This is a genomic window from Desulfothermus okinawensis JCM 13304, from assembly GCF_054654515.1.
In genome coordinates this window covers 1-3,503 of the sequence record NZ_BAAIEW010000050.1, presented here as the reverse complement: position 1 = coordinate 3,503, position 3,503 = coordinate 1, and the positions used below count along the sequence as shown (strand labels likewise).

Annotated in this window: 4 protein-coding genes; 3 read left to right on the top strand and 1 reads right to left on the bottom strand. The window is 34.0% G+C overall.

Annotation, left to right across the window (positions count from 1 at the left end; translation table 11 throughout):
- On the bottom strand, positions 1–789 hold a 789-nt coding region (locus ACYQ0O_RS12880; RefSeq protein WP_459893717.1), incomplete at its 3' end, for an ABC transporter permease.
- Positions 790–1,236: 447 nt separating this feature from the next.
- Here ACYQ0O_RS12880 and ACYQ0O_RS12875 point away from each other — a divergent pair.
- The 3 genes from ACYQ0O_RS12875 (at position 1,237) to ACYQ0O_RS12865 (ending at position 3,331) form a co-directional block, all read left to right on the top strand.
- On the top strand, positions 1,237–2,316 hold the full coding sequence (locus ACYQ0O_RS12875) for a DUF7309 domain-containing protein (protein ID WP_459893715.1): 1,080 nt from the start codon (positions 1,237–1,239) through the stop codon (positions 2,314–2,316).
- Positions 2,317–2,418: 102 nt separating this feature from the next.
- Positions 2,419–3,051, top strand: coding sequence for an AzlC family ABC transporter permease (locus tag ACYQ0O_RS12870; protein ID WP_459893713.1), 633 nt, complete (start codon positions 2,419–2,421; stop codon positions 3,049–3,051).
- Entirely contained in the window at positions 3,044–3,331 is a 288-nt protein-coding gene (locus ACYQ0O_RS12865; protein WP_459893711.1) for an AzlD domain-containing protein, read from the top strand. The genes ACYQ0O_RS12870 and ACYQ0O_RS12865 overlap by 8 nt, the downstream gene beginning before the upstream one ends.
- Positions 3,332–3,503 lie beyond the last annotated feature (172 nt).

The following is a 3,503-nucleotide window of genomic DNA, read 5'->3' as shown; positions in this document are numbered from 1 at the left end:
AATAATTACAGAACCACCAATAAGCCCTGGAATAATAAGGCCAAACATGGTAACAAAGGGAAGGAGTGCATTTTTTAAACCGTGTTTGTATATCACATCATCTTCTGAAAGCCCCTTTGCCCTTGCTGTCCTTATATAGTCTGCATCCTGCACTTCTATCATCTCATTTCTAACATATCTGGACAAAATGGCTATACCACCAGCAGCTGACAGCATAGAGGGAATTAGCAGATGCCAGAGCCTATCCATAAGTGCCACAAACAGATTTTTAGATACTACTCCAAAGGTCTTCATCCCAATTACTGGCACATGAAGGTAGTTTACAACTAAAATAATCAGTATGTAGGCAAAGAAAAATCCTGGAATGGAAATCAATACATAGGACACAAATGTAGTGGTTCTGTCAAAAAAAGAACCCCTCTCAATTGCACTTTTAATCCCAACAGGAAACGATAATGTCCAGGTAATAAGGGTGCCTATCAAAAATAGAGGCAAACTATTTAAAAACCGCTCCCATATTTTTTTAAGAACAGGTCTGTTGTCCTGCCAGGACACGCTTTTTCCTGTAAACAGATCCCTATAAAATAAAAAATACTGTTCATACAGGGGCTTATCCAGATGAAAGTGCTCTCTGTATCTTTTTAAGAGTTCTGGGGTAAACTTTGGGTTCATTGGATCGATCTGAGAAGGCTTTCCAGGTGCCAGATATATAATCAAAAACGAAATTATTGATACAAACAAAAGGGTTATAGATTTCTGGATTAAATTTCTTAAAATAAAATCAAACATCATTCCTCCATAAAAATTCTATTACCTCAGGCAAAGTGTAAATCATCTTAATCCATTTTTTCTCTCCTTTCAATTATCTAGCTTTGCTTAAAAATAGTTTTATCTGCTTATTCCACTAACTCCGAAGTCTCAAGCTTTTGATGGGTCTGTGTCTGTGATCTGTGTCTGTGGGTGTCTAAGGTTCAAAGTTCAACGTTCAAGGTTTTAGGTGCCCTCCGCCCTTCATCCTTCTACTAATAACTAAAGACTAACAACTAAAGACTAATCACCCTTCTACCTTTCACTAATCACTATTCACTATCACCTGCTCCATAACCCAATCAATAAGCGAAGCTAAAGAAATAAGCAGATTGTAATTTTTTTCTTTACAATTTTAGTTTAGACAAAATATTATAGCGCCCAGCAATTAAGACAAATATTTTATACAAAAAGGAAGGACCTAATACCATGGCAAAAAAGAGAAAAAAAACTACTAGAACCAAAAAAGGCAAAACAAAAAAACAGCTTGAGTGGGTATGTGGCCGATTTACACCTCCTTTTTTTATTGAAGAAGATAGCACAGTTTCCAATGGAGTCTTAGTTTGGATAGAGGTTCCTAAGGGTGACATAGTTGGGATGGAAGTGGGTCACTTAAACGATCCTTCTTTAAATGCAGGCACGGCACTACTCCATGCCATGGCCGCCCCCTATGAAGGCAAGCCAAGGCGTCCAGCCAGGGTAAGGGTCTCTGATCCCTCACTTGCCAAGGAAATTTCAAAAGTGGTTCCAGATATGAAGGTGGTGATTGCTCCTACCCCTGAGATTGAAGAGATCAAATTTGCACTGAATGAATATCTTGAGAACAATGGCCCTAGTTATAACAGTTATCTTGAAAACAACATCTCTCCAGACACCATTCACCAACTCTTTAGAGCTGCCCTGATATTTTATAAGCTTGCTCCATGGAGATTTGTAGCTCAGGGTGATATAATTAGAGTTGATATACCTAAGTTAGGTTTTGAAGGAGCATGTGTCTCTATAATAGGTTCAGATGGCATAGATTATGGTATGGTAATATTCCCTTCTCTTGAAGCATTTGATCATTTTGTAAATTTTGCAGAGTCATTTAATATAGAGCGCCCCGATAAAAACATAGGCACACAGATACTTTCTCTCAACTTTGACAATAAAAAGTATATACCTGAATCTATGCTCCAGGAAATAGAAACCCATAACTGGCCAGTGGCTGATGAGAATGCTTATCCCTGGATTCTATACCTGGATGCAGACGGCTCAAGTCTGCCATTTACTGAAAGGGAAATAAAAATTATTAGTGCAACTGCCATAGCACTTACTGGATTTGTGGCCAAAAACTCCCATCTTTTTCTACAAGAAGATAATGAAGATGATATTGAGGCTTCATGCGAGTCCTATCTTAGTGATGATGGGATTGAAGTGATAGTTACCTATCCATATGACGCCTATCCATTTTTTGAAATCCATGGGTCCCTGGATAAAAAAGAAGAGCCCTGTGAAAAAAAGGAATAGTTTATGGGGAAAAAAGGTTAAGCGCAAAGGAAAAAAGAAACCAGATCATCTCAAAAATAAAAGGACGTTGTACAAAAAAGGGATTTGCAGGTACCACCCTTGATGAAACTATTACAAGCTATTAAAGATACATTTCCAATCTTTGTGAGTTATTTTGCTCTAAGTATTTCCTTTGGAATTCTTGGCGTAAAAATGGGCATTGATCCATACTTACTAATATCCATGTCTATTTTCATCTACTCTGGCTCACTTCAATTTCTATTATTGGGGATTTATAATAAATTATCACTAATAGATATTTTTATCACATCATTTTTGTTAAATTTTAGACAATTTTTTTATTCTCTCACATTTCTAGATAGATACAAAAATCACTTCTACAAAATATTTACTTTAACAGATGAGACATTTGCTATACTTAGTCATAAAAAATATGGTCCAGATTATGATTTATATGTATCAATACTTAACCATTTATACTGGATATCAGGAACAATCTGTGGTGTGGTTTTTGCCAATTATTTTGACTTTGAATTAAAGGGATTAGACTTTATTCTGGTTTCTCTTTTTGTTGTTATTTTAGTGGAAAAACTTATTTCAAGGAAAAAATTATTTCCCCTTTTTCTTGGTATATGTTCCTATTTTTTCTTTTATATTATACAAATCCCAAATATTTTAATCTTTTCTATCCTAACCTCTTTACTAGTAATTATAATAAAGGAAAAATATGCTTGAGTTTTTAATAGGAGCTATAGCAAATTTATTTACTAGATTTTTACCTTTTATATTTTTTAAAAAGCATGCAAATAAATTTTTATTTTTAAAAGAAGATTTTCCAGTAGTACTCATTACAATTTTAACACTATACATACTTTTCCCAGATAGATTAAACACTATTTTACTAAAATTTCAGTTATTAGGAATCTTAATCACAATAACAATCCATCTAATTGCTAGGAATGCTTTATTATCTATTTTTTTAGGGAGCCTTTGTTACATTTATTTAATAAATTGAATTAAAATAATATGTCGTGTCACTAAAGAAAATCCTTAACTTTTTAGACTTCTTAGGAATTACTATTTTTCACCCGATTTCAACAGTTTCCACTATTAACAGTTATATTTTTAAATTATTGTATATTAAGAGATTCAATCAAATTGGTAGGTTATATAGGATCAACATTTAA